Source organism: Croceicoccus hydrothermalis (assembly GCF_022378335.1).
Taxonomy (GTDB): Bacteria; Pseudomonadota; Alphaproteobacteria; order Sphingomonadales; family Sphingomonadaceae; genus Croceicoccus; species Croceicoccus hydrothermalis.
On sequence record NZ_JAIQCI010000073.1, the window covers coordinates 1 to 6400 of the forward strand.

Below are 6400 nucleotides of genomic sequence, written 5' to 3' on the forward strand. Positions count from 1 at the left end.
ATCATCAGCCCAATCTCCGCTTGCCTGCGGAACACTGAATCAGGACTTCACGCCAATCGCAAGCGGGACTTTTTCAACAGAATAGACCCAGTTTAAGACATCGATTATCGCTCTTAGATTTCCTGATAGCTGACGTTGCCATGAGCAGGTGAAGCGCCAGCAACGCACTTCAAATTCGAATGTTCGGAAGTGTGATAAATTTGTTCGAAAGGCAGGTTAGGATGCTCGGGCTCTGCCGAGATGGCTCAACGGACGTTAAAATTTCAGAAACCGAGATTTCCAATCCGGTCATGCGGCGATTTGAAAAAATGGTTTGCGATCGATCGGGCTTTCTTTCTTCATTCGACAATGTACAGTTTCCCAGTCTCGGGATCACGAAAGACCTGACCCGCTGCTTCCAGACCGGCCCCATCGGACGCTGCCGAATCGGCAGGGGTTTCCACACTTTCCACCGTTTCAACTTCCCGACGGGTTTGCGCGCTTTCGCTGGCGGCGGCCAGTGCGGCGATAAGGCCGGTCGCGAATACCAACATAAGGTCGGCCAGATTGGGAAGCGATAGTCCAATATCGGCATCATCGGAAAAGCGTTTGCTTCGAAAATCACGCATCGGTTGTACCGTTTTCCAGCAAGGTCAGCGCATCATCATAGGCGGAACGGCGAAATCTGCCGATCAGATAGCCGAGCAAGCCGATGACAAGCCCTATGACGGTGGTGTCGAACGCGGTCGTGATCGCATCCGACAGGGTGAGGAAGTCGCCCTGCCCCAGCGCGGCGATCCCCGGGCCGAGCGGAATGAGCGTTCCCATCAGGCCAAGTGTAGGGCCCACACGCGCAAAAAGGTCGGATCGCGCGATACGCTGTGACGCGATCCTGTTCACCCCGCCAGCTCCAAGAGGCAGCATCTTGCCGATGCCGCCAAACCTCTCGCCCAGTGCCATGCCTGCGTCCAGCACCGAAGCAATGCCGAGCAGGAGGAGCGCCGCAATCACCGGCCACTGGAGGAGGTCGACAGCCACGTGCAAGACGGCACCGAGATCGAAAATCATGTGCGAGACCTCCTGCTGCGAATAAAGCCTATGATGAGAAGAAGGACGACAAAGGCCACCAAGGCGATCGCGAGCATGCGCCCGACCGTCTCCATGACCGGTGCCTCATCAACGGGGCGCACTTCGCGCATGGAAGCTTCGCCTTGCGACGCGGATACATCGGATGGTGTGCCACGCGCTGCGGTTCGGGCGTCTTGCAGCGCTTCTTCTTGCTCCGGCGACAGCTTGTTGCCGATCCAGTCCAGCATTGGATGATCGGAACTTGTATGACCGCTGCCCGGCAAACCTACCTCGTTTACCGCCGCGACGAATTGCCCGGCAAGGTCTTCGACAATGTCGTCGTCAGCCTTCCAATATCCCTTTTGGGCCGCGACGAGCATGACGGCCAGCATGTTCGCCTTGATTGGCAGATTGTCATTTTCATTCAAGAAATCGTCCACGCCGATATTGTGCCGATCCCTGACGTAAATGTCGTAGACATCGTCCCAGACCGCATCGGGAAATAGCTCCGGATCGGTAACTTCCCAGCCCCAGAGATTTTCGAAGAACGCAAAATTCATCGTGCGCGCACCTGCATAGCCATGCGGCATGAGCGATACTATCCACGCCGGATTAAGCTGCCGCGCGCGCAGTTCGGTCAGCAGCGCGGATTGAAGCGGCGCCATATCCGGCCGGTCGGGATTGCTGACGTCGACGACGAAGGCGTCGGGCTTGGACCCGCTGGCTGCCTCCGCCGCCATGTTCAACCCGCCGAGATAATCGAAGGCATCATTGTTATCGACGAGGCCATAAAGATTGCTGGCGCGGCCAAGGAAGGTCTGGTCAATATTCGCCAGTCGCACGCGGAAGGTCGCAGCAGCGGGTTCGCCATCTTTATCGACCCCATAAGCATGCCCTACCCGGCCCCGATAGATGCGCGCCAGTTCGTCGCGGTCGGACCACGCACCGGACCGTTCGGCCAGACGGTTTATGCCCGCGCCATATTGCCCGGAAGCCGGTGCGAAGACGCGAAGCGAGGCCGTGCGGCCATCTTCCGGTTTTGGCGTCACGTTTTCCTGCATCTGCCGGACCCACGCAGCGGCGAGGCGGTTGTCGGCAAGGCTTTCGTCTCCCGGATCGCGTAGTTCGCCAAGCGGGGCGAGTGCAAGATCGAGCGGTTCGGAAAGGTCGGGATAAAGCTTACGGATTGTCAACGAGGCACCGTCGAGCGCGATCAACGCTGCCTTATCAAGCCATTTCAACTGTTCGCCATAAAGGTCACGGAACAGACCCGACGCGACAAAGGTCACATCTTCGCGCGGCGCTTGCCCGCTTACGGGCATACGTTTCAGGCCGGTCAGGATTCCCCTGCTGTTCCATTCGGGGTGTATGTGAAGCAGCGACAGGCCCAGCGCGATCATTACGCCCCCGTCACGAACCGTGTCGGATGCCCACAGCACGACCGCCCTGCCCCCGTCGGTCGCCGCCGGTTCCTTTGCCATTGTCACACCCAGGTCCCAGGCTATGCGGTCGGGAACGAGGCTGGCATCGATGCCGTAGAAATTGCGGCCGGTCGGAAGGACACCGGGAGAACGTAGCGGATCATTGCCAATGCCCGGTTTCACGAACCTGCCGTCCAGCGCAGCCATGAATGCCGCCATTTCGCTCGCGGGCGACGCGCGCAAGGCTGCCTCTGCCAGAGGCTTGTCCATGGACTTTACCATCGTCGCGATTGCCTGATCGCTCCAATCCGTGCCGAAGACATGCAAGCCCATCGGCATGAAATCCTCCTGCATCTCGGTCAGCAAATGGCCGGTTTCGTGCACGAGAAGTTCCGGATCCAGCTCATCGAACACGACATTCCCGCCGCCGCGTTCATGCCGGATTTCGGCAACGATAGCTCTGTCCATGCCGAGCGAAAGGACCGTATCGCGGATTCGGTCGAGCGCGCGGGACCGCGCCGCATCACCGCTTCGCGAAGGGTCCGCGCCTTCGTAGCTTTCTACAAGCTGCCGCAGGCCCAGAAGGTCGTCATAGATCGGCGTTGTCGCGAGGGCAGGCGTCAGATGATCGACCATAACCGCCAGCCCGCGGCGTTTCGCCTGCAACCCTTCACCGACACCGTCCACGATATAAGGGTATATACCTGGCACGTCGCCGGCGATCAGCCGGGAATAGGCTGTGTACGAAAGCCCTGTTCGCGGGCCAGGCAGAAATTCATACGTTGAATGGCGGCCAAGATGCACAAGCGCGTCCGGGCCGAACTGAGTTCGCAGCGCGTGATAGAAGGCGAGATACTGGTGCGGAGGCGGGACGCTGCGGTTCGCGTGCAGCAGTTCCTCATTGGTCTCCCAACCGCGTGGCGGTTGCGGACCGATAAAGACATTGCCGAAGCGAATGCCGGGGAAGACAAACCGGCCATCCACGGTCATGACCTTGCCCGGCGATGCCCCCCAACCCTCGACCCCTTCGATTTTGAGCGCGCGAAGCTTCTCGATAAGCGCGGATACGGATTGGCTATTCCCTGCACCGTCGGCGCCTTTGCCGATATAGCGGCCGAAAGCATCGTGCAATCGGGCAACGATTCCACGCGCTTTTGCGCCACGTTCGCCGGGCGTGCCTTCGATCACGAATTCCAGATCTCGCAACACCTGATCCACATCTGCCAGCGCCGCTTCGGGATCGTGCCGCTCGAGCGCAATCCGCACCCGCGCCTGGAGAGCGGCCAACGGTCCGCCGGTCATTTCTTCCCGCACGACATCGGGAAGCGTACGGAAAAAACCGCGATATTTCTCTATCGACAAATGTAGCGGCGAGTTCTCGTTCATCGCTCGCAACGCATCGGGATCGCCTGGCAAATTGACGCCCCGTGCCTGCATCATGTCCATCAATGCATCCGATGAAGCCGGCAGAGGTCCGGTCTGATACCCGTCCGCTTTCATGCGCCGTAACATCGCCAACAAAGAGGCGGGAACATCCAGATTGTCAGCACCGATATTATGGCGGCCCGGCGGATGGTTGTAATAGATGATCGCCACGCGTTTTTCGGCATTCGGCTTCGTGCGGAGCTGCGCCCAGTTGGCCAGCCGTGCTGCCAGGTTATTGACCTCCTCCACAATCGGTTCGGTCACGCTGATCTCGATACCCGAAATCTGGTCAATGCGCGGCGGGGTGGCGGCGGCCAGCACAACCGGCTGACTCGCGCCCGAAAGCTCGGGCATGGCAACGCGGTAATAGACACTGTCCGTCGGAAGCCCCTCGCCACTCGCGCGCCACTCTTCTTCGGTCATGTCGTCGAGCCTAATGCCTTTGACCACCGGTACATCCAGTTGTGCGAGCGCTTCATTCGCCCGTTCGCGATCCGGTCCGCCAAGCGCGAAATCCGCAAGAGAGATAACCGCAGCGGGTTTGCGCGAATGCAATTGTTCGATCGCTTCAGCTGTCGGCGCACCCCAATCCGCATAGATTGATTGGCAGGCCAGTTGCCTCGCGAAAGCCGCCTCGCACAATGCCGTATGCAGATCGCGATTGCCGATCTGGTCCCCGGTTTCATAGTCGATGATTGCCATGAGTGGCGCGTCGTTGACACCTTTTCGCTTACCGAAACGGATCGGCGCGATCGGCTGGGGTACCGCGATCGCGTCGCGTGCGCTGTCATCGGACAGAACATAGGCGAAGAGATTGGCCAGATTCTCAGTTCCGCGTCCTTGCCAATAGGCTTCGACGCGATCCCGGAACCGGGTGGAGGCCTCTTCACCATCGATCCGCGCCATGCGGTTCAGCATCAGTTGGGACAGGGTGCTGGCAACGCTGATCGCTGCAATGGGGCGTCCCTCTGGCAGTTCACTCGCCAACCGCGCCACACGCATTGCATCTTCGCCAAAAACTCCGGCGATCAGCACCGCGTCCGCCTCTCTGAGCGTCGCTTCCAGACTGGCATCCGACATCGTCCGGATCTGTTCGGGCGTACGCAATATCACGCGGTCATCGGGATAGGTGTCGGTAAAACGGGCTGCGGCGCTCGCCGCCGCGGCGGAATTGCGCGCAGACACGATACCGACCAGTGTTCGTTCGGGTTTCAATGCCTGCCAGACCAAAACAGCGCACAGGCCGGTGACGAGGATCGACAGGCCGATCAAGACGGAACGTCGCATGACGCACATACTCCTTGCACGCCTTTCGCTATGAAGGGCGCTGTTGAAGACACATGTCGTCTCTACGGATTTCCGATATGTTCGACTGGTCCCGGTCGAGCACATGGACGACGGTGACGGCAGGTCTCCTGACTTGCGGGTCGATGCTTTTGTCGCACGGCCTTCCCAAACTTTCGTTCAGTGGCCGAAGCAAAGCTATCCGCTTACAGTTGCGGGTACAGTGCCGGATTTTCACCGGCTTCCCTTTTCACCCCAAATATGTGAGGCACCGTCGCGCAGCTGATTAGAGCGTAACTTCGGGAATGTATAGCAACCAATCGGACCGAAAAGCGCGGGGTAGTTGGAGTGTGTCTCCTAAAAGAACTTCAAGCCGCCCATAACGGGCAGTCGGCTCTCGGCGTACCACGCATCATCGTAGTAACGGCTGCTTCTTCAATCTGGGCGCGAAAGCCGACATTCGTAAAACCACCCCAAATTCGGACGCTCGATACCCTGACGGACGAACCCGCGAGCGGACAGGCTGCTTTCGCAAAAAATCCGACCGAAACCCGACGAGCCGAATACGACCCTAATTGCGGACATTTGAGCAACGGTGAAGAATTCCTACGAAAGCGCTCTCTTGTCCATGCGAAGGCTCTCAAACCACTTGTTGGGCCGCCCGGCATAATGGTCCCGGAGACGGTCTTCGACTTGCTCTGCGTCCCAGACTGCAGCGCATTCAAGTCCATCGCAATCTGTCGCTGAAGCGGGATGCTCCCACCCCGTGTTTGCGAAGCTGCTATGGTAAAGCGACAGCGCCCCGGTAATTGCATCCTGTCTAAAGAAATACGGCTCGACAGCGTCTGCCGGAGCCAGCGGCAAATTGCCGACGACCTCCCAAATACCTTTTTTCACTGCGTCGTTATGGACCCAAAGACGAAACAGCACTGGCAGTTGGATTGCCTGTCCTGGCGGCAGCGCTTCAGTGAACGCGCCATTGAAGAAAACAATGAGCGGCTCGTCGGCGACTTGCCCGTAGGAGTGTGTTCCGCCTCCCAGATCGATTTTCAGGATGTCGCCCACACGGCGTCGAACTCGCTTATCCGGCATGTCGGCAGCTAAATGGAACTGGGGCGGAAACGCAATGTCCTAAAACCACCCTATTCTGTTGAAGAAGTCGCAGGCGGAGCACGGTCGGGCTCGCGGCTGACATCAGGCGAGCGGCGTTGCTTTGCCGCTCA

4 protein-coding genes and 1 riboswitch are annotated in these 6400 nt (G+C 59.0%); all 4 genes read right to left on the reverse strand.

Annotation, left to right across the window (positions count from 1 at the left end; genetic code table 11):
* Positions 1–338: 338 nt before the first annotated feature.
* A complete protein-coding gene (locus tag K4G67_RS17290) occupies positions 339–608 on the reverse strand; it encodes a hypothetical protein (RefSeq protein WP_239807484.1) in 270 nt (89 codons plus the stop codon).
* Positions 601–1047: a MotA/TolQ/ExbB proton channel family protein gene (locus K4G67_RS17295; protein WP_239807485.1), complete on the reverse strand. Its 447-nt coding sequence runs from the start codon at positions 1045–1047 to the stop codon at positions 601–603. The genes K4G67_RS17290 and K4G67_RS17295 overlap by 8 nt, the downstream gene beginning before the upstream one ends.
* Positions 1044–5180: a cobaltochelatase subunit CobN gene (locus tag K4G67_RS17300; protein ID WP_239807486.1), complete on the reverse strand. Its 4137-nt coding sequence runs from the start codon at positions 5178–5180 to the stop codon at positions 1044–1046. Before K4G67_RS17300 ends, K4G67_RS17295 begins: the two co-directional genes overlap by 4 nt.
* Before the next feature lie 101 nt (positions 5181–5281).
* A riboswitch (cobalamin riboswitch) is annotated at positions 5282–5468 on the reverse strand.
* 315 nt (positions 5469–5783) lie between these two features.
* Complete coding sequence (locus K4G67_RS17305) at positions 5784–6242, reverse strand: immunity 26/phosphotriesterase HocA family protein (protein WP_239807487.1); 459 nt, start codon at positions 6240–6242, stop codon at positions 5784–5786.
* Positions 6243–6400 lie beyond the last annotated feature (158 nt).